15 protein-coding genes and 1 pseudogene are annotated in these 20,319 nt (G+C 59.7%); 7 read left to right on the plus strand and 9 right to left on the minus strand.

Annotated elements, in window-relative coordinates; all coding sequences use genetic code 11:
* From ACILSI_RS24320 to ACILSI_RS24330, 3 genes are all read right to left on the minus strand, one after another.
* Nucleotides 1-1,644, minus strand: a 1,644-nt coding sequence (locus ACILSI_RS24320; protein ID WP_395724521.1) for an Amuc_1101 family PilM-like pilus complex protein, incomplete at its 3' end; no start/stop codon positions are given.
* Nucleotides 1,645-1,691: 47 nt separating this feature from the next.
* Complete coding sequence (locus ACILSI_RS24325; RefSeq protein WP_395724522.1) at nucleotides 1,692-2,288, minus strand: Amuc_1102 family pilus-like protein; 597 nt, start codon at nucleotides 2,286-2,288, stop codon at nucleotides 1,692-1,694.
* A gap of 92 nt (nucleotides 2,289-2,380) precedes the next feature.
* Nucleotides 2,381-3,337 (minus strand): UDP-glucuronic acid decarboxylase family protein, encoded by a 957-nt coding sequence (locus tag ACILSI_RS24330; protein WP_395724523.1) that lies wholly within the window; start codon nucleotides 3,335-3,337, stop codon nucleotides 2,381-2,383.
* Between the two features lie 144 nt (nucleotides 3,338-3,481).
* On the opposite strand from ACILSI_RS24330, the gene ACILSI_RS24335 reads away from it, so the two are divergent.
* The 7 genes from ACILSI_RS24335 to ACILSI_RS24365 all read left to right on the plus strand — a co-directional run bounded on the left by ACILSI_RS24335 (nucleotide 3,482) and on the right by ACILSI_RS24365 (nucleotide 17,704).
* Nucleotides 3,482-4,573, plus strand: a complete 1,092-nt coding sequence (locus ACILSI_RS24335) for a substrate-binding domain-containing protein (RefSeq protein WP_395724524.1) — start codon at nucleotides 3,482-3,484, stop codon at nucleotides 4,571-4,573.
* A gap of 119 nt (nucleotides 4,574-4,692) precedes the next feature.
* Nucleotides 4,693-10,713 (plus strand): DUF3857 domain-containing protein, encoded by a 6,021-nt coding sequence (locus ACILSI_RS24340; protein ID WP_395724525.1) that lies wholly within the window; start codon nucleotides 4,693-4,695, stop codon nucleotides 10,711-10,713.
* Between the two features lie 108 nt (nucleotides 10,714-10,821).
* Entirely contained in the window at nucleotides 10,822-11,556 is a 735-nt protein-coding gene (locus tag ACILSI_RS24345; protein ID WP_395724526.1) for a YdjY domain-containing protein, read from the plus strand.
* A gap of 116 nt (nucleotides 11,557-11,672) precedes the next feature.
* Entirely contained in the window at nucleotides 11,673-12,830 is a 1,158-nt protein-coding gene (locus ACILSI_RS24350) for a prenyltransferase/squalene oxidase repeat-containing protein (RefSeq protein WP_395724527.1), read from the plus strand.
* 306 nt (nucleotides 12,831-13,136) lie between these two features.
* Nucleotides 13,137-15,839 carry a hypothetical protein gene (locus ACILSI_RS24355; RefSeq protein ID WP_395724528.1) on the plus strand — a complete coding sequence of 901 codons (2,703 nt, stop codon included), beginning with the start codon at nucleotides 13,137-13,139 and terminating at the stop codon, nucleotides 15,837-15,839.
* A gap of 293 nt (nucleotides 15,840-16,132) precedes the next feature.
* Nucleotides 16,133-17,299, plus strand: coding sequence for a glutamine-hydrolyzing carbamoyl-phosphate synthase small subunit (gene carA, locus ACILSI_RS24360; RefSeq protein WP_395724529.1), 1,167 nt, complete (start codon nucleotides 16,133-16,135; stop codon nucleotides 17,297-17,299).
* A gap of 102 nt (nucleotides 17,300-17,401) precedes the next feature.
* A complete protein-coding gene (locus ACILSI_RS24365; protein ID WP_395724530.1) occupies nucleotides 17,402-17,704 on the plus strand; it encodes a hypothetical protein in 303 nt (100 codons plus the stop codon).
* Between the two features lie 8 nt (nucleotides 17,705-17,712).
* Here the strand turns inward: ACILSI_RS24365 and ACILSI_RS24370 are convergent, their stop codons facing one another.
* From ACILSI_RS24370 to ACILSI_RS24395, 6 genes and pseudogenes are all read right to left on the minus strand, one after another.
* On the minus strand, nucleotides 17,713-18,279 hold the full coding sequence (locus tag ACILSI_RS24370; protein ID WP_395724531.1) for a hypothetical protein: 567 nt from the start codon (nucleotides 18,277-18,279) through the stop codon (nucleotides 17,713-17,715).
* Nucleotides 18,280-18,337: 58 nt separating this feature from the next.
* Complete coding sequence (locus ACILSI_RS24375; RefSeq protein WP_395724532.1) at nucleotides 18,338-18,589, minus strand: hypothetical protein; 252 nt, start codon at nucleotides 18,587-18,589, stop codon at nucleotides 18,338-18,340.
* A gap of 145 nt (nucleotides 18,590-18,734) precedes the next feature.
* Nucleotides 18,735-19,160: an IS3 family transposase gene (locus ACILSI_RS24380; RefSeq protein ID WP_395724533.1), complete on the minus strand. Its 426-nt coding sequence runs from the start codon at nucleotides 19,158-19,160 to the stop codon at nucleotides 18,735-18,737.
* Nucleotides 19,161-19,182: 22 nt separating this feature from the next.
* Nucleotides 19,183-19,647: an IS3 family transposase gene (locus ACILSI_RS24385; RefSeq protein ID WP_395724534.1), complete on the minus strand. Its 465-nt coding sequence runs from the start codon at nucleotides 19,645-19,647 to the stop codon at nucleotides 19,183-19,185.
* Nucleotides 19,644-19,958, minus strand: a complete 315-nt coding sequence (locus ACILSI_RS24390; protein ID WP_395724535.1) for a transposase — start codon at nucleotides 19,956-19,958, stop codon at nucleotides 19,644-19,646. The genes ACILSI_RS24385 and ACILSI_RS24390 overlap by 4 nt, the downstream gene beginning before the upstream one ends.
* 54 nt (nucleotides 19,959-20,012) lie before the next feature.
* A pseudogene (locus tag ACILSI_RS24395) lies at nucleotides 20,013-20,319 on the minus strand (hypothetical protein); the annotation flags it as partial.

A 20,319-nucleotide genomic window follows, 5' to 3' on the forward strand; every position in this document is an offset into this window, starting at 1 on the left:
ATCCGTCACACCAAAGGCGTCGAGTTTGGCCACCTTGGCTGCGAAATCATACACGACTTTCTGTTCACCCTCGTTATTACGACGGTACAAACCAAGAAGTCGAAGCTCGTAAACCGGGGCCGCAGGTGCGCCACCTTTGCTGCCAGCCTCGGATTTGGAAGACTTATCTTCAGCGCTGGAACCACTCCACAAGGGGCTGGTGATCGGTTTGCCATCCTTGATCGGCTCAATCAAGGTCAGCCAGAGCAGGTCGTTGTCGAACTGCTGATTAAGCTCGTTGAGCAAACGCACCCACCAGGAGCGATCTGTGACAGCCTTCTCCAGTTGTGAGCTGCGCAGCCGAAGCTCCTCCTGCCGATCATCTAGTTGGCTGATTTCCCCAGCCAGCCTGCCTAAGCGGGAAACCTCGGCCTGAACGCCAGCCGCCCGTTCCTGAATCGCTGCTTCAGCATTGTTAAACCAGAAGATGGCCGCACCTAGTGCTGCCAAAATGCACAACCCAGACATCACCAGAGCTGGCGCGCGGCGCGCTGCATCACGCGAAGAGGCCAGTGCGTCAGGCACGAGTTCAATTTCACACGGGCACGAGCCCATGCCATGCAGGGCCAGCCCGACAAGCTCACCCATTGCGGGTGCATCAACCTGTCCTGCTTCTGCGTTCACGCCACGGTCTGCCTGAACACCACGCATGCCATTGAAAACTTCCACCGGCAGCTTGAGCTTCTCGGTGAAGAACTCGGCGATGTATCCTGCCGCCGAACCGCCACCGGCCAGGAAAACACGCTTAGGCGCGCTTCCGCCTTGCTGACTTCGATAGAAAGTGATGGTCCGCATCACTTCGGAGTGCAGGCGCGTCATTGAGTTGCGCATGACCTTGGACATCGCGTTGACCCCCTCGTCTGGATGATCCTCGACCGCGCCGCCCAGCGCCACAAAACCCTGCGAGCATTTTTGCCGCTCCGCTTCTGCAAAGGGAATCCCAAACTCCTTGGCAATCGCATTGGTGACCGCCGCACCACCAACGAGCAGGTTGCGGGTGAAAAAGCGATCTCCCTCCACAAAAACCAAGTTGGTTGATCGAGCGCCGAGATCAATCACGAGCGCAGGCTCGTCCACATCAGGATAGCTATAACGAAAAGCATTGTAGAGCGCCAACGGCCCCACATCGACTCCCACCACATTGATGCCACACGAGACGACCTCGGCGTGCATCTCGTTGAGCGGCTCGATTTTCATGGCGGCCAAAACAACCTCCACCTCACCAAGATCACTCTTGGCGACCACTTCGTAGTCCCATGACACCTCGTCCAACTGCCAAGGCACATTCTGACGTGCCTCAAACTCGACGATCTGGGCAAGCTTGTCTCCCTGCACGGGCGGAAGCTTCACAAAACGACTGAAGACCGGGTGGCCTGGAACGGCACACCAAACCTTCTGTCCTTTGATCTTGAGCTTCGCCACCAATTCGCTGAGCCCCACCTTGAGCTGAGGCAGCCTGCTGACATCCACTGAGGGGTCACCGTCCAGCTCCACAAACTCATAGCGCTTTAAAATCAGATCGCCCCCCGAAGTCCTGCTGAACAATGCACCGCCCACGCGCTGGGAGCCGAGGTTGATCACCGCAATGCTGTTAGAGTCTGCCATGCTGGAATAAGTTGGACGCTGTTGTTTAAATCACCTGGAAACCTCGCTCACTTGGGCTGAACCTGCACATCATAATCACCCCACAGTATGGAAAATGGCGTCTTGGATTTGCTCAGCACCATTTCCGGCATGATGGCAAAGTTCTCAGCTTTTTCCCACCAGGGGTCCTTGCCCACGCTTGCTTTGAGTGCCCTGCGCTCCCCTTCGATAATAACTTCCACCCCCCAGCCTTGGATATCTGTGGCGGCAATCACGGTGTCTTTTTGAAAGATCGCCTTCATGGTCATAGGCGAGACGTAGGCCAAAGCGTGGCAGGTGTCACTCGCAGGCACATTGATCAGATCCAGTGTTCCTTTCAGCACCTCGCGCTTGCCATCCTTGGACATGTGCTGCAAAGCCAGATAAATGTTCATCTGCATGGCGGGGAAGGTGCCGTCCCGGCCACCTGCCTCCGGGGGGAGTTTGATGTCGAACTCCACGTCCACCTCGACCCAATTTTTTGGACGCCAGCGTTTTTCATTCACGTTTCCAGCGCTAAACATCGGTGTCGGCTGCTCTTTGACGTCCGCTTTTTTGATGTCCACGATGATTCTGGCCTTGCCATCGTTGACAGGTGCCTGCGCGGAAAGGCCGGTGGCAATCAAAATGAACGCAAAAGTCAGAACGGATGATTTCATGAATGTGGCAGATGGTTGTTCTTGGTATTTTTTGTTTTATCAGCAAAACGCCCTGCGCATCAAGCAGGGATTCTCAGAAAGTCGCGAAAATACTCGATCGTGCGTGAAATCCCCTCCTCAAACGGCACTTGGGGCTCCCATCCCAGAAGTTTTCGTGCCAGCGTGATGTCCGGCTGACGCACTTTCGGGTCATCCGCAGGCAGCGGACGATAATCGATCTTCGATTCGCTTCCCGTGATGCGCAAAATCGCCTCGGCAAACTGCATGATCGTCATCTCAGCGGGGTTGCCGATGTTCACCGGTTCGTGGTAGTCGCTTTGTGACAGGCGGTAGATGCCGTCGATTAAATCGGAGACAAAGCAGAAGCTGCGTGTCTGCTGCCCCTGCCCAAACACCGTCAACGGCTCCCCGTGCAACGCCTGACCGATGAAGGCCGGCACCACCCGCCCGTCTTCCAGGCGCATCCTTGGGCCGTAGGTGTTGAAGATTCGGACAATCTTCGTGTCCATGCCGTGATAGCGGTGGTAGGCCATCACCAACGCCTCAGCGAAACGCTTGGCCTCGTCATACACGCCTCGGACACCGATCGGATTCACATTGCCCCAGTAAGTCTCTTTTTGCGGATGCTCCAGCGGATCGCCATACGTCTCCGAGGTTGAGGCCAACAGAAAGGTAGCCCCTTTGGCCTTGGCCAATCCCAGGGCGTTGTGCGTGCCAAGCGATCCCACCTTCAGGGTTTGAATCGGCAGCTTTAAATAGTCAATCGGGCTTGCAGGTGAGGCAAAGTGAAACACCAGACTCACCTCACCCGGCAGGTAAATGAACTCAGTCACATCGTGGTGAATAAACTTGTAGTCAGCATTCCCCGCCAGATGCTCGATGTTGTGAACACTGCCGGTCAGCAGGTTGTCGATGCCGATCACTTTGTATCCCTCCTTGAGCAGGCGGTCCGTCAGATGTGATCCGAGAAACCCAGCGGCTCCAGTGACGACAGCAGTCTTCTTTTTATGGCTCATTATGAAAGGGGTGGGGAGGGCAAACAGGCGCGGAGTCTGTGGCAATCCCTCCATTCTGCAAGCAAAAGCCTGTGTCTCATTTTCAACGTCATCGCAGCTTGTGCGGAAGTGGCTTCTCGGCCTAAACTACCCCCTATTCTGATCATGCACCTCAGCACTCGAATCCTGGTTTGTTCCATCGGCGCCCTCTCCCTGGCCGCCTGCCGTCCTTCATCCGAACCGGAACAGGAGAAAAAAAGCACCCCGGCCAGCGCGGCTGCGCCAGGCAAACCCTCGCCAGTTTCTGAAATCGCCGCAGCCACCGGCCTTGCTGCCAAAGACGCGCGTGCCGAGGTCGTTCTGCTTCTCCAGGACACTCGAATTCCCCTCCAGGAGTTTCAGCGCAACGGCCTTGCCATGCTCGTCAGCCGTCAGGCTGGCTACAAGCTCACCACGCACGATGCCGCAGGTGCGGCCTCCCAGCAGGCGGCACAGTTCCGCCAGGCCATCGACTCCAAACCTGCCGCCATCTTTGTCAGCCCTATTGATCCCCCTGCCCTCGCCGCCCTCATCGTCGAGGCCACCACCGCTGGCATCACCGTCATCGGCCTCGACAAGCGCATGCTCAACGAAGGCTGCGCCACCATCGTCTTCAGCGACCAGCGCCGTGTCGGCCGTCTGGCTGCAGAGGCCGCTCTTGAGGCACTCAAGCGCAAGGCTGCCGAGGAAAAGCGCACCGAGGTGACTGGCCGCGTCATCCAGATCCGAGGTGTCGAAGACAGCCCTCTCACCAACGACCTCGCCACCGGCTTCAACGAGGCGCTGAATGCGCAACCCGGCGTCATCCAGGTTCACGATGCCTTCGCCGACTGGAAACCTGAAAATGCCACCCTGCGCACCGCCGAAGCCTTCCAACTGCAAAAGCAGTTCGACGTCATCTTCGCCCATAACGACGCCCTCGCCGTCGCTGCCGCGAAAGCGGCCAGCGATGCAGGCCAGCGTGAAAACATCTTCGTCATAGGCACCGACGGCATCCCTGGGCAGAAAAAGGGCATGGAACTGGTCCGCTTGGGCCAGCTTGACGCCACCATCGTCCAACCCGCGCTCGTCGATCTCGCCCTGCAAATCGTCCTCCGGCTGCGCACCGACAAAAACTTCAAGCCCCTGCCCGCCTACGAGGTCGAGCCCGTCGCCGTGACACCCAAAAACGTCGAAAAATCCCTCCGCACCGGCACTTACAAGCTCCCAAAGCTTTAAAAACAGGAAGACAAACGCTTGCGTATCAGCGTCGCGCCGTAGTCATTACGGAAACATTATGATGTAATAATGACGTTCACGCTTGCCACTTTTTCGGAAATTGGATAATCCGGGGGTGCATGAAGATTAAATTTGCCCTGGCAGCCGTTGCTTTTCTCGCACCTCACATCACCGCCTTCGGGCAGCCGGTTTCGACGCAGGAACCTGCGGATTACGCTCTCGTCGAACCATTGCTCACGCCGCTAGAAACAGCGCTGCAAACTGCCGGGGAACCACCAAAGACGGCGGAGCATGGCTGGATCGTGCTTGATGAGACCATCCACCACATCCGTCCAGACGGCTCACGCCTCATTGTCCGACATCAAATTTGCCGTGCCATCTCGCAGAATGGTGCCGAAGGCTGCGGACGCGAAGTCCATGGCTACCGCCTCAGCACACAGACGCCTCACCTTCTCCTGGCGCGCAGCATCCAGCCAGATGGCCGCCGTCAGGATGTGCGGCCGGACGCCCGCTTCCTCCAGACCCCGCAGCGTGAGGCTGATTCCGACCTCTACAATGACAGCGGAGAGGTCGTCATTATCTTTCCCAATGTCAAACCTGGCACGCTCACCGAATACACTCTCATTATCGAGGAATCGCGACCGCGCATTCACGGGCATTACACCACGGATTTCGGGTTTCGCTTTGGCTGGCCCGCGCGGGTTATTCGCAGTATCGCAGAAATGCCTTCTGGCTACGCCACGCGGTTGCGTCTGACTCCGCTGGGCAGTGGCGTGCCGGAGGCAAAAACAGCAGTGCAACCAAACGGTCGCCACCGCTGGACATGGGAGGCGGAAAACACACCCTACATAGACGCTGAACCGAGCCGTGCGCCGTTTGACCAGACCGGCCCGCTCATACGCCTCACCACGCTGCAAAACTGGACGCAGTTCGTGGACTGGTATCACCCGCTCGTGGAGCAGCGACTTGTGCTGGGCAGCAAGCTTGAGGCCGAGGTGACGCGTTGGACCGCACAGGCCAAAACCCCTCGCGAAATCCTCGGCATTCTCCACACACATGCTGCAAACGATGTGCGCTATGTTGGCCTGGAGTTCGGCACTTGCGACATCGAACCTCATCCTGCCGCCGAAGTATGGGAACATCAATACGGCGACTGCAAAGACAAGGCCAGCCTGCTGGCCGCCATGCTACGCTTCAAAGGCATCCCAGCGCACCTCGTGCTGCTCAACACCGCTCACCTCGGTCGTGTCGAGCGCCGCAGCGCAGACTACCGTGACTTCGACCACGCCATTCTCGTCGCAGACCTGCCAGACGGCCCTGTGTTTTGTGATCCCACCATCGAAGGCTCCACCCCCGGCATGCTTTCACCCAATGACGCCGATCGTGACGTGCTGGTCATTTCCAAGCCTGAGCGCTGGATGCACACTCCGCCTGAGGATGCCGGCAGCTATGCGCTGAATTTCGACGCCAAGCTCTCCGCCACCGGCGAGATCTCCGGCTGGGCCACGCTCGAAAGCCAAGGCTACCTCGGCAATTATTTTCAAAACATTGAGGCCAAAAGCACGCGCATCGAGCTCAAAAACCGCCTCACGCGCCATCTTGAGGCGGTCTGGCCCGGTGCCAGTGTCATCGATCTAAAAACCGAGAAGCGTCCCCTCGGCCAACCCCACCGCATCCATGCTTATTTCATAGTCCCCGCGAACGGCTCCCCCACCCTGCGTTTTCCTTTTGATGCCAGTTTGCTCCCAGACCTGGGCGATGGGCACCAACGTCAGACTGAAGGCTTCCTCTGGCGTGAAACCAACCTGACAAACTCTGTCATCACCCTGCCAGCAGGCTTCCGCCCTGCCACCATTCCGCCACCTCTCAACATCACACATGAGCATGGCCAGGGCAGCGCGCGCTGGAATCTCGACGGGGCCAACAAGCTACACGCCACGCTCACCTATCAGATCAAATCCTCCCGCCTGCCTGCCGCCGAGGTGAAACCCTTCATGGAATCCGTGGCCACGCTACATGCCTGGTTGGACAAACCGGTGACGCTGGAGGCGGCTACCGACGCGCCCGTCCCTGCCACTGCCAGCAAAGGTGATATTGGCGATTTCCCACAAATGCCCAGCGGTGAGGGCCAGCTCGACCTCGTGGCGGAGCGCTTTCCGCTCAATGGCGACCTCAAGCTCCGCCGCGCCGCCTACGAAAAAACCATCGAGTTCTTTCCCAAGGACGCCCGCACCCAATTCTTTGCCAGGACACAGATCGCCTACATCGACTACATGGAGGAGGCTCATGCGGTCTCCATCCAACACCTGCGCGGCATTCTCGACGCCCAGAGAGGTTCCGTACCGCTCGAAGACAGCGCCCTCGCCGAGTACATCCTTGCCCTCAATTTGCAGGCCACCAAGCAAAACGCAGAGGCGCTGGCCCTCCTCACCCCCATCGCCAACAACTCGAAAGTATCCGCCTTTCGCCGCGCTTGGAGCCACGCCGTCCGCAGCGAGTTGCTTGACGAAAAAGAGCCCAAACAAGCTCTCCAAGCCGCGCAGGACGGCCTCGCGCTCGACGACGGTGATGTTTTCGCCCTGCTCCAGCGCCTCTGCCTGCTGCACGCCCGGTTACAGCAGCCTGAAGCCCTCCGCGCTGACTTGGAGAAATTCATCGCCCGTGACACGCCGCAGACCGCACAATTGATGACTCGTCTCGCCTCTAAAGTCGATGCCCTCGCCGCAGAAAAACCAGCGGTTGCCACGCTGCTTGCGGATGTGCTGGCCGCTCTTGGCAAAGAAGGCCGCTTTGGCAAAGAATTCGACACAACTCTCGCCAGCGCGCGCGTGAGGGTGCAAGCCCAGGGTCTATATCATGGCCTGCGGGAACGCTTGCGCTCTTGGATCTCCGCGCATCCTGACGCTCTGCCGGATTGGGATGTGCCTGCCACTCTGAAAACGGCCGAAGACTTTACCCAGGCCATCGACAAAGCCCTCAAGCGCGAAGAATTCGACTACGCAGAGCTGACACGTCTCGCCATCGAGTCTCTCACCCGCTTCGAACCAGGGCCGTGGTACGGGGAGCGGCTGTGGAAAGCGGTTACCTACATCGAGTTGCTGGACCGCCAGCAGGTCACCCAGGATCCACCGCCGCTCATGCTGCACCTCTTGGAACTCTGTGATGCCACGCCCCCTTTAAGCGAACCGAACACCGAAGCTCGCTTTCTCCGAGGTCTCATGCTCAAACGTCGTGGCAAACTCGCCGAGGAGGCCGTTATCCACCGTGCGCTCATGGCGGAGGCGAACCTTGATCCAGGTTACCACCTCAGCGCCATCGAGCGGCTTGCCGAAAATGCCATTGCCCGCGGCCGGCCTGCTGAGGCGCTTGATGCCTGGCGGGGGCTTGCGAATTATTCAGAATACTACTCCGTGCCCGCCAGCACGCTGCAGGCCATTTTGCTCGCCCTGGAGACCAACGATGAAAAATCGGCCTTTGAGTTTCTTGCCCGGCTGCGTGGGATCAAGGAGTCTATCATCGCCAAATCCTCCGCCGTCGAAAACATCCGCGCCTTCCTCAAACTGGCCGAAAACGAGGACGCCATGCGCGACTGGTGGCGCCACTCGGCCCAGTGGTGGCCGCAGTGGATGGAATTCGAGACACGACACCTTCCCAAGCGTGATTCCAGCATCCCAATGGTGCCCATCATCCCCAGCCTCTCGGAATTCGGTGCCAGCATGACGCAAAAAAATGCGAACGGCCAGCACGAGCAGGTGCTTGAAGACCTGCGGCGCATTGGCCACGCTGCGCGCTGGCAGCCAGAAATGGCCATGGAGCTGACTACCTTCCCCGGCTTTTCTTTTGCCGCGCTCGGCAAGATCATCACTCCTCTGCGGAAGCTCATCATCGCCATTCACGAAACTGGAGGTTTCACCGTGCCCGAGCAGGCCGACCGTGTGCTCTTGTGGGCCGCCGTGGCGCATGCAGACGGCGGCACGCCCGAGCGTGCCGTTGAACTAGCACGCGCGTTTCATCAGAAACATGGCAGCCAGGGACCTGTTGCCCTCGCCTTGCTCCGTGTTTGGGGGCTGTCTGCCGTGCAGAGTGGGAAAGACCTGCCCGCCGTCACGCAGGCCATCGAAACCTACCTCGCCGCCAAGTCCGACGACGACGAGAGACACCGCACGGTCAAAACCCTTGCCTCGCTCTACCAAAAACAGAACCTGCGTGACAAAGAACTGGCACTACTCAAGGCAGAACTCGAAAGCCCGCTCAACAAGGATGCCGAAGATGCTCTTCAGCCCCTGCGCCGACGTTACGAACTACTCCTTGATGGCGGAGGCGCGGGTGACGGCCCGGCGCTTGCTGTCAAAGCATGGCTCTCCACCCACAAGCCCGCCTGGTTCGATCACATGCGCCCGCGTGACTTGCAGGATGAAAAAGCGACGGAGCCTGACGAAGCCATGGCTCCAGGCAATGAGAAGTCACTCCTGGTCCCGGAGGCCGTCAAACTCTGCTGCCTCATGGCCGCAGATGCCGGCCAGCCCGACGCGCGCCGCTTCTCCGCCATCCAGTATCTCGGCTGGTACTCACCCGCCATCGCCACTGACATGGCCCAGTTCAAAAACTGGCTGGCCGCTCTCAGGAACGAAAAAAACCTCCCTCGCCCGATCCGTGCCTTCACCATCTGGCTCGCCGCGCGCAAATGCTTTTGGGATGAGCTCCATGCCCCGCTCCAGCATGCCCTGGCAGACCCGCTCCTGGTCCATCTGCGCGAAGATTTGCAGCCTGAGCTTGCCGCCATCCGCCGCTACGCCCGCGCGGAGCCGCATGATCTCGACGCCACGCACGCACTTGCCACCGAGCTGCTCAAAGGCACTCTCGACAACATCACGCTCGAATCCCTCCAGCGCTGCATCCGCCGCCTCGCGCAGGCGGGTCGCTTCGAGCAGGCGCGCCAGCACTACAAGGCCATGTCCGCCGCACGTTACAGTGAGGACATCGTCCGCCAAAAAGCCGCGCAGCAGCTCAACGCCCTCAAAACCATCAATGCAGCCCAGAAACTCCACCCGGCCCACACTGCTCTGCGGGAATGGTTCCTCGCCAGCCCTCTCGCCAAAGCCGCGAACACCCCAAAAGTTCCCGAACCATTCCACCCCGACTGGATGCTCGATCTGCCAGACTCCGACTGCCTCCAGCTCTACCGCCAGTGGATAGTCGTTGGCACATGGCCGCGTGAGAATCTTGATTTCTGGGTCGATCTCGCGGCAGCCTTTCCTCGTGAAACGCAGCAGGTTCCCCTGGCGCTTGGCATGCTCACCCTTGCGCTCGACAAAGCGCCCGATGACGAGACAAGGGGTGACTTGATCAACTCCAGCCCGCAAATGGTGGATACCGACGATCCGCCCACGCTCCAGGCACTCGAGAACATCTTCAAGCTCTGGCGCAACCGGCCGGACGCCCCGGAAACACAGGATGCGCTGCGGCTGCACGATTTGCAGATGAAACTTCGCACCGGCCAGGAGGTGGATCTCTTTGCAGCGCTCGGCACCCTGCAAACACCCCGCCGTCAGGGCCGTGCCCGCTCGCTGATTCTCACCGCGCTGGTCAGCCGTGGTGACAAGGAAGGAACGCGGCGTCTCATCGCCATGCTCGACCCAGATCAGCTCCTCGGGCGCAACATGATTGACGACACCCTCCATGCCTATCAGTTGCTTGGAATGCGCGACGAAGCAGAACTCGCCGCCGACCAGATGCGCCAGTTCATCGAGCAGGAGCTCGTTTATGGCTGGATGATGCCTCACGGCGACAATGCCGCTCCTGTCATCCACATGTCACTCTTGATCGAGCAGCCGGACCTCGTCCCCAAGGCATTCAGTGACCATATGGCGGCAGTGTTGCATGACCCGCATGAAAGACTCTTCTTTCAGAGCCTGAACGGCCTGCTGCGCCGTGACTGGGAGCAGACCGCACGCGCATCAGGCGAGGCCACACGGCTGTTCCCCACTTTTTACGACTTCTACAACCACCTCGGTATCGCCAGCGCCGAGCTAGGTCGCAAAGAAGACGCCATCCAAGCCTTCACCACTTTTCTCAAATTCGACCACAATACCCGCGAGGCCACTGCCGCCCGTCGGCGCCTCGAAGCTCTGCAAAAGTAGGTCAAAAGCGTGCCTACATGCGGCAATCCGATTCAACATGGCCCAACCTTCCTCTGCAAGAAGGCCAATGCTGGGTATCGTAGTCCTTGTTGTATTCTTGCCTGCCCCATGCGTGCCCTGCTTCTCTTATCCATTCTCTGCGTTTCATTTTCATCCGCCCAAGACACCGCCACGCCGAAGGTGGACGCGAAAACCCAGCTCGAAGACGCCAAAAAGCTCCTCAAAGAATCCGCGCCGGGCATTTACGACCTCAACGGCATCCAGATCACCGCCGCCACGCGTGAACTGCGCATCCCGTGCAGCATTCTGCATCAAAAGCTGCCCATCGAATATGCCCTTGTGCATGAAACCGGTGAGAAAGTCCACGAGACCATCCTCCAGACCACGGTGAAGCCCATTCAGGTCCAGCTTGCCCTCCTCCTCGCCAACTACCAACCCGCCACCAAGGGCATCCTCGAAAAACTCGATCCTAAGGAAGAGCGCCCCTACCAAGACAAGGACACCGAACCCACTACTCCTGGAGCCAACCGCCTCCACATCCGCTGCGAGTGGAAAGAAGGCGACAAAGTCAAAAACGTCCCCCTCTCCGACTTCATCCAGAACATCGACGAGCGCAAAACTCCTCCCGATCTCGACACCTGGATCTTCAACGGCTCCCGCATCGACGAGGAAGGCTTCGTGGCCGAGATCACCGGCTCCATCATCTCCACCTACGTGGACCGCACCGCCATCATCAACTCTCCCGCCAAAGGCAACCACCGCGATGATCTCTGGATCAGCATGCCCGCAAATATTCCGGCAGAAGAAACGAAGGTGACGCTCATCATCACGCCTGCGAAGTAGCGCCGGTCAAGAAATGGTCAAGCAAGTCAAGGCGTGGTCAAGAATCGTCCCGGCCAGACCGCCTTGGCTCCTTGCCCGTTGACGCCGCCCGCTTCTGGCCTCCAGTTCATCCCATCATGAAACTTTCCGCCTTCCTCCTCATTCTCGCGACCTCCTCCGCCTTCGGACAGGCCGCCAGCCAGGCACCACGCCATGAGTCCCTCAAACAGGAACTCCGCCTCGGTGTCGAACGCGGCCTGAATTTTCTCCGTGCCAAGCAAAACCAGCAAACCGGCCAGTGGGGCGAGGCCGAGCCCGTCGCCATCACCGGTCTGGCCATGACCGCGTTCATGCTCGACCCCAATCGCAAGCCCGGCGATCCCGTCCCCGCCGAGGTGGAGAATGCCACCCGCTACCTCATCAGCAACGCCAAGCCCGACGGCTCCATCACCATCAAGGCCCGCGCCACCTACAACACCGCCATCGCCTTGACCGGGCTGCTCTTGAACAACAAGCCTGAAAACGAGGAGGTCATGCTCAAGGCCCGCCGTTACCTCGTCACCCGCCAGCTCGACCTCGACGAAAAAGGCAAGAACGACAACCCCACCGACGGCGGCATCGGCTACGGCGAGGAAAAAGCCACCCACGCCGACCTCTCCAACACCACCTTCGCCCTCGAAGCCCTCTACTACGCGCAAAGCCTTCTCGCAGACAAAGGTGACGCCGCCAAAGGCGAACCCCAACTCAACTTCGGTGCCGCCATCGACTTCATCCAGCGCTGCCAAAACCGCCCCGAGAGCAACAAATCAAGCTGGGTCAGCAAAGACCCCAAAGACGCTGGCGGCTTCATTTACAACCCCACCGAAACCCGCGGTGCCAAGGTTGAAAACCCCGATGGCACCATCTCTCTCCGCAGTTACGGCAGCATCAGCTACGCCGGCCTCCTCAGCTTCATCTACGCCGGCCTCGATAAAAATGACCCTCGCGTCAAAGCCGTCATCGAATGGATCAGCGCCAACTACAGCGCCGACGAAAACCCCGGCCTCGGTGCCCAGGGCCTCTACTACTACTACCACACCCTCAGTAAGGCCCTCAGCATCGCCCAGATCGACTACATCAAGACCAAAGACGGCAAACTCATCGACTGGCGCGCCGACATCACCCAGAAGCTCCTCAACCTCCAAAAAGGCGACGGCTCCTGGGCCAACACCGAAGGCCGCTGGATGGAAAGCGACTCCGTCCTGACCACCAGCTACATCCTCATGGCGCTGGGCCGCATTCATCAGACATTGTAGCCCCGTTGCGCCGCAACGGGTCCGTTCAAGGCTGCGCCTGTCAAAAAGGTCAAGGAATCGTCAAGCACTCCAGCGCCACCCGCTTGACCATCTTGACCACTCCTTGACGGCAAAGCCCTGAAAGCATGGAAAAACTGAGAATGGCGGAATGAAGGAACTGAAAAGGGCCTGACCCGGCCCCGGCCATTCCTCCATTCTGACCCATTCCCAGTTTTTAGTTCCTCCATTTCTGATTCAGACACGGGCTTCGCACCCTCGGCGAAGAAGGCTCGACACGCCGTCACCGCCTCCGGTATTCTCCCCGGCATGTCGTTCCGCAGCCTTCTCCTGCTCCTCACGCTCGCCTTCACCTGGCAAGCGCAGGCCGTCTCCGAGTTGCACACCCGCACCTTCAAAGTCCCGCCGGACTTCCTCTCCTTCAGCATGCCCAATGTTGGCGAGTCTGCGACTCCGGCCGATCCATTTGCAGCAGGTCAGCCTGAGCCTGCGCAATCCCACGATAAAATTCGGTGTCAATCGGCCAAACAAGTCCTCGAAGCCCAAGGCATCACCTTCCCCGAAGGTTCCAGCGCCACCTTCAATCCCACGACCGGCCTGCTCACCGTTACCAACACGCAGCCAAATCTCGATCTAACCGAAGCCTTTTTTGACTCTATTCTAGTTCATTATTCCGCCACCCTCGCCCACCAGCTCATCATCCTCGAAGGCCCGGGCGAAATCATCCGCCAGATCAACGCCGCCGCTTCGCGGAACGCGAACGCCGTGCAAGAACTCACCACGCTGCTCGGCTACGCGAAAAATCCCGGCTCCAACATTCGCATTGTCGGCGATGCGTTTCTCGAAACCAAATCCGGCACCCACAGCAGCAGCACCGCCGTGCGCGAGCACATTCACGCCGCTGACCTCAATCTCGACGCGAAAAGCCGCGCCGCCACCTCATGGGACATGCGCACGCTTGGTCTCGTGCTCGAAGTCGAACCCACAGTGAGAGCCGATGGCATCACCATCGACAACAGCCTCGTCGTCAAACTCCATCCCATCACACCGCGCATCCGGCAGGTCACCGTCACCGAGCCGCTCACCGGCCATGACGCGGAATCCCCCTTCTCCGTGACTGCGGGCGCTGAATTCATCACTTCGCTCGTCAGCAGCAGCGGAGCCACGAAACTCATCGGCGTCACCAAACCCGTCGGCCTCGCAGATGAAAAAACCGATGTCCTCTGGGCCGCTTTTCTCACCAGCACCATTCACCGTGTTCAACCGCTGCCTCAGGCACAGTCACCGCAGACCTCCGCCCCACCCGGCATGGCCGCCGTCACCTTCCGCGCACCACCCGGATTGCTCGAATCCCTCATGGAAACAAACTCCCATCCGCTTCGCGAATGGCTGGAGAAAGAACAGGGCGTCACCTTCCCTGCCGGAGCCGTGCTGGAACAAAAGGGCGAACATCTCCACGTCATCAACACCCCCGCCATGATCGAGGCCATTGGCGCTCTGATCTCCCACGCCGAATCCGTCGCCCCAAAGACCATCGCCTTCACCTTGCACACCATCGAGGCACCGGAAACGCTCCTGCGCGACCACTCCCGTCAATCCACCGCCACAGGCGCTGACGACACCGCGCTGTTCACTGCCGCGGAGGCCGCCGTCGCACGCGGCGAGGCCCGTTTCATCGACTCACTATTCCTCGAAACGAAATCCGGCATCCGCGCCAAGCACGAATCCGTGCGGGAGCATGTCTTCATCTCCAGCTTTGACCTTAACGCCAACAACCAGCCCGAGGTCACCTTCGAGATGCGCAAAGTCGGCTCGATCTTCGAAGTCGATCCTGTCGTCAGCGCGGACGGCCACACCGTTGAACTCAGCTTCAGCCACGAACTCCATCCCGCTCCTCCTGAAACACGCGGCGCCCATTTCCGCGACCCCGCCTCCGGCCAGCGCTTCGCCATGCCCGCCACCGACTTCCATGTCCTCAAAACCAGCAGCGGCCTCAGCATCACCAAAGGCAGCACCAAGCTGATCAGCCTCCAGAAGCCGAACGGTCGCGACTCCGAGGGTAAACTCTGGGCCTCGTTCTTGAAGTGCGATGTCGTGCCGCAGGTGGCGAAGAAGCGATTTCACCAGATCAAAAACGACAGCGAAGTGCCTCAAATCGACAATGGCAACCCCGGCAGACAGCAAACTCGAACTTTTTGGGTCAACCCAGCTCACATGGCAGAGGCAATGGAAGAAGATCCATTCACAGGACAACGACGAAAAGATGTGAAACAGCTCTTCGAGGAAGCTGGCATCACATTTCCAGATGGAGCCTCGAATCATTACGCGGTCACATCGAGTCAGTTGGTGGCACGCAACACCTTGGAAAACTTGCGTAAAATTGAGCTTTTTCTGGCAGATCTTGAAGCAAGGCATTGGTCGCCAGGCAACCTCACCTTCACCACCCACGTCCTCCAAGCCCCAGGCCCGCTGCTGCGCCGCCTCACCACTCAAGCCGCCAACAAAAGCAGCCACCGCGCCGAGCTCGATAAACTCCTCGCCGCCGTGAAGGCTGGAAGCGCGCAAACCCTCGGCACCAACCGCATCGAGACCAAGTCCGGCGTCCGTGCCACCACGCAGCAGGGCGCGGAGCACACCGCGCTCGCCGATGTGCGCATCAGCAAGGAGGGCGTGCCCGAAATCATCACCGAAACCCGCAACGTCGGCTTCAAGGTCGAACTCGAAGCCATCATCGGCGCGGATGGACAAACAATCGAACTCAACATCGCCCCCGAATTCCACACCACCGCGCCTTTTGAGCATCGCGAGCACATCCTCGACACCCAGGGCCGCCGACTCGAATTCCCGCTCACCGATTACCACTGCTTCAAGCTCACAACTGGCACCACCATGCCTTCCGGCACCGCCCGCCTCCTCTCCCTCCACAAACCGACCGGCAAGCCCGAGTTCGAGAAGGAAGACATCCTCCAGGCCATCTTCATCACCTGCGACATCCTGCGTGTGGGAGAGTAGGAGCGGCAGCTCCTTCGTCCTCCTACTCGAACTCGTCCTCGATCTAAGCGCGTCATTGGCAGGTCGCGGCCACGAGATGGGATGAAGCGGCTGCGGACGAGGCTTGTGGATGATTCGATGCCTTCCAAGGCGACCGGATCGTCTCATCGAGGACGAGTTCGAGTAGGAGGACGAGTAGGATGCCGCCTCTCACAGCCTCCCCCACCGCGCTCCCGCCTTCATCATTCGAAAATTCGTCCTGCGTCATTCCTTGCACCCCCCGCCCTTCTGGCTATGACCAGCGGCGCACCTTGATGAAGAAAGCCCTCCTCGCCCTCGAAGACGGCCGCGTGTTTGAAGGTACGGCGTTCGGCGCCGATGCCAGCCACACCGGCGAAATCTGCTTTAACACCTCCATGACCGGTTATCAGGAGGTGCTCACCGATCCCTCCTACCGCGGCCAGATCGTCACCATGACGTATCCCATGATCGGGAACTACGGCGTGAACCCGCTCGACACCGAGAGCAGCCAGCCGCATGTGCGCGGCTTCGTCATCGAGGAGCTGTGCGACGTGCCGAGCAACTGGCGCAGCACGCAGAGCCTCGACGCCTACCTCAAGGAGTGGAACATCCCCGGCATCCAGGGCATCGACACCCGCGCCCTCACCTCGCACCTGCGCACCCGGGGCGCGATGCGCGCCGTCATCACCTCCGAGGCCATCAGCGCCGAGGAGGCCGTGAAAATCGCCGCGAACAGCCCCACCATGGAAGGCAGCGACTACGTCAAGGAAGTCACCACGCCGAAGCCCTACCTCTGGGACCCCGAGGACCAGGACAGCCGCGAATGGGACATCCCCAGCCCCTCGCAGAACCGTGAAGGCGCTCCCGAGGGCTGCTACCACCCGCTTCCCACCGCCAAGCATCACATCGTGGCCTACGATTTCGGCATCAAACGCAACATCCTGCGCCGCCTGCGGCAGAACGGCTTCCGCGTGGATGTCGTCCCCGCCACCACCAGCGCCAAGGACGTGCTGGCCAAAAACCCCGACGGAGTCTTCCTCTCCAACGGCCCCGGCGATCCCGCCGCGCTCGATTACATCCACAAAGAGGTGAAGCAGCTCATCGGCGTGAAGCCCATCTTCGCCATCTGCCTCGGCCATCAGATTCTCGGTCATGCCTACGGCGGCAAGACCTTCAAGCTCAAGTTCGGGCATCGTGGCGGCAATCAGCCCGTCAAAGACCTGCGCAACGGCAAGGTCTCCATCACCAGCCAGAACCACGGCTTCGCCATCGACCCCTCTTCGCTGCCCAGCAACGTCGAGGTCACGCACATCAACCTCAACGACGGCACCGTCGAAGGCATGCGCCACCGCGAGGCACCCGTCCTCAGCGTGCAATACCATCCCGAGGCCGCCCCCGGCCCGCATGACGCGAAGTACTTCTTCGCCGAGTTCGCCCGGATGATCGAGACGGGGCGGTAAAAGGCCTGTTGATCCAGATAACTTGATAGGAAGGCAGGAATTCAAATTCCTGCCTTTCTGCTTTTCTCATCCAGGCGATTCTGCTGAAATCCGACCTCAGCCATGCCTGAGATCAAGCTCGCCTTCTGGAACGTCGGCAATTTGTTCGACACGACCGCGTCGCCGCTCGCCACTGACCTGGAATTCACACCGGAGCAGGGCTGGACCCCGGAGGCCTTCGACGCGAAGGTCAAGGCGCTCGCGGGTGTGATCAAGCTGCTCCACGGCGGCACCGGGCCGGATCTGCTCGGGCTGTGCGAGATCGAAAACGAGGACGTTTTGAAGACGCTGCTGAAGGAAATCGGGCGTGAGGATTATCAGATCGCCCATCTCGACAGGAAACGGGGTCAGTGTGCAAATACTTGACAAAGTGCTCACGCGGCTTGTGAGCGTGAGAACGTCAAAAAACCTCCGCTCTCCGGCAGATGCAGCCGTGCGAGGGCGGCGATGAACTTGGAGGCGTCGCAGAGCAGGCGGACGCGGTCATTGTGGCGGAGCCGCCAGCGGCGCGGCAGCGGGTGGCTTTTCATGATTTGCTGGAAGTGCTCGCGGTCATACTTGATGCGGAGGTCAGCGGCGGGAACGGAGAACGTCATGCCGTCCTCCTTGTGCGTCATGGCAGGCAGGGTGCTCCAGACGGGAATGATATTCGCGCCGCTGTGCAGCCTGCTTTGGGCCGTCTCCCATTGCAGGCGCGACACATGCCAGCCGTCGCGGTACAGATGTTCGAGGTGGCGCTTCCAGCAGCTTGAGCTGACATCGCTCTGCATTTTTTTGCGGGCGATGCGGCGGAACATAGCGGCCATCTTGTGAGGGACTTCGATGGCTTGGGCGGATGCGACCGGAAGAAGTGCGGCGTTGATCTTGCCCCAGTATCTGCCGGAGAAGTTCCCCGGCATGGTCTGATCTCCTTTGCCGAGGTAGTTGGCAAAGGAGCCCATTACACACCCGGCTTTGCGGATGAACTCAACCCGCGTCGACGGTCCAGCGCTGGTTGGATCACATGTTTATTTCCGCGACGCGGGCGGAGAAGACAGCGAGCGGCAACCTGCACTCACCGTCAGAAGGATTGAGGTCATCATCGATCACCACTTGGTTGGTGCCGAAATCTAAGCGAATGTTGAAGCGGTTAAACGTGAAGTCCTCGATCCCATCGGTGCCAGTCTTTTCTTTGATTGCACTCAGTAAAACCGATTGAGCGTGTTGGTCGCAATCCTCTTTGATGAATAGTTCCAAAAGTTCGTCGTTCATATGTCAAGGAATGGTGATCGGGAAGGCGGTCTGGATGTTCCCATCCCGGAGGTGAACTCGGATGCCGTTTGCGGCTCCACCTCCTTGGTTCGTCCCAATAGTGCGACCGAGTGAGATGCCAGCCATTTTTGGACCGGAGGATGATTTAGTTAGCGAGAGCGATTTCTGACTCGAAGAGGGAGGGTGACTTGTAGTTGAGGGAGGAGTGCAGGCGGCGGGTGTTGTAGTAGCCGTCGATGAAGGCAAAGAGTTCGTGGGCGGCGTCCTGCTGGCTGGTGAAGCAGCCATCGCGCAGCATCTCGGCCTTGAGCGTGCCGATGAAGGACTCGGTCCAGGCGTTGTGATAGGGGTTGGCTCTGGCAGACATGCTTTGCTCCATGCCTGCGGCGCGCAGCCGTTGACGGAAAGCACTGCTGCCATACTGGCTGCCGCGGTCGCTGTGGAAGATGATGCCTTGGGTGCCGCGTCTGGCGGCGAGTGCGGAGTCGAGGGCCTCGACGACTAGATCACTGCGCAGGTGATCGCGCAGACACCAGCCGACGATGCGGCGCGAGCACAGGTCGATGACCACGGCCAGGTAGAGCCAGCCTTGCTCACTGGGGATGTAAGAGCCGAGCGCAGCGAGACAGCCAGCCGCAGGCTGCCCGAAGGGTGAGCATAGCGAAGCAAATGTCGCCCGCCCAGACCTCGTTGGGCTTGGTGGGCAGAGGGCGGCCTTGCAGGAGGTTGTCAGAGGGCTTGTCTGCGCGGCCGTCGCTCGTCTGGGGCACATAGGTCCTCGGCTGGAGGGCGATGAGCCCCGCCTCGCGCATGAGCCGTCTGACACGATCAGGAGAAAGGATGACGCCCTCCTGTCGCAGCAGGTGGTAGATGCGCCGGTAGCCATAGCGGCGTTGATGCTGCCGGAAGATGGCCTCGATACGCGGGCTCAGCTCAGCATCGGAGAGCTGCCTAGCGCAGGGTCGGGCTGCGTGATGGTAACTGCTACGGGGCAGCTCCAGCGTCTCGCAAATGAAGCGCACGCTGTGACCTGTGGAATCGTTGATGCTCTGGATCATGGCGCGTAGTTGCCGGGGGTTTTGGTGCCGAGGATGATGGCGGCCTTTTTTAAAATGTCGTTCTCAGCCTGGAGGCGGGCCACCTGCCGCCGCAAGGCACGCAAGGCGTCCGCTTCGGACTGCTCGCCTCCGGCTCGCAGTCCTGCGCTACCGCCTTGCGTGCCTTGGGCCTTGTGCCGCCATTCGTAGAGCATGGAAGTGCTGACCTCCAACTCCTGGGCGACTTCGGCGACGGGTTTACCAAAATTGAGCAGGCCTACGGCCTTGTCTTTGAACTCCTGGGTGTAGCGTTGATAGGCTTTCTTGTTCATGGTTTCTGGCATCTTGGGTTTCCTGTTGTCCCTGGTCCAGAAAGTTAGAGCACCTCAGAGATTATACTCGAAGGTGCCCGTTCCGGTCTGCTTACCGTAGCGGAGAGCATCATCGACCATCCCTCGGATTTGCCGTGCTCCCGCTCCTTCTGCGAATCGGCTGACATTGGCGAACCCCGAGTTAGCCGCATGACGATACATGATGTGCTCAATCGCAAACATCTCTCCACCGTACTTGCATGTGTTGACCCCCCAGTTGGCAGCCACTTGGCGAGGTGCAGGCAATGCCAGTGTCGTCTTTGCGGCAGGGCTCAACAGTTTGCCCATGCCTAAAGTCGCAAATGCGATCACCACCTCTTTC

The sequence above is a fragment of the Prosthecobacter sp. genome (assembly GCF_044232965.1).
In the GTDB taxonomy this organism is placed as follows: Bacteria; Verrucomicrobiota; Verrucomicrobiia; order Verrucomicrobiales; family Verrucomicrobiaceae; genus Prosthecobacter.